The organism is Winogradskyella poriferorum (assembly GCF_050618035.1).
Taxonomy (GTDB): Bacteria; Bacteroidota; Bacteroidia; order Flavobacteriales; family Flavobacteriaceae; genus Winogradskyella; species Winogradskyella poriferorum_A.
Genome location: NZ_JBODPY010000334.1, coordinates 1 through 209 on the forward strand (window position 1 = coordinate 1; position 209 = coordinate 209).

1 protein-coding gene is annotated in these 209 nt (G+C 41.6%); it reads left to right on the top strand.

Going from position 1 to position 209, the window contains the following annotated elements; translation table 11 throughout:
* The coding region (locus ACRHOC_RS15980) for a PLP-dependent transferase (protein ID WP_431159536.1) at window positions 1–209 on the top strand (209 nt) is incomplete at both ends.

The window sequence follows — 209 nt, forward strand, 5'->3', positions numbered from 1 at the left end:
AGTTTGTGGGCCACAAGACTCATTTCTAGTACTACGTGGTATAAAAACACTCCATGTGCGCATGCAACGTCACTGCGAAAATGGTAAGGCTGTCGCGGAATTTTTGAATCCTCATCCAAAAATTGAGAAGGTATATTGGCCGGGATTTGAGTCGCAACCAAATCATACTAGCGCTAAATCACAAATGAATGATTTTGGAGGAATGGTTT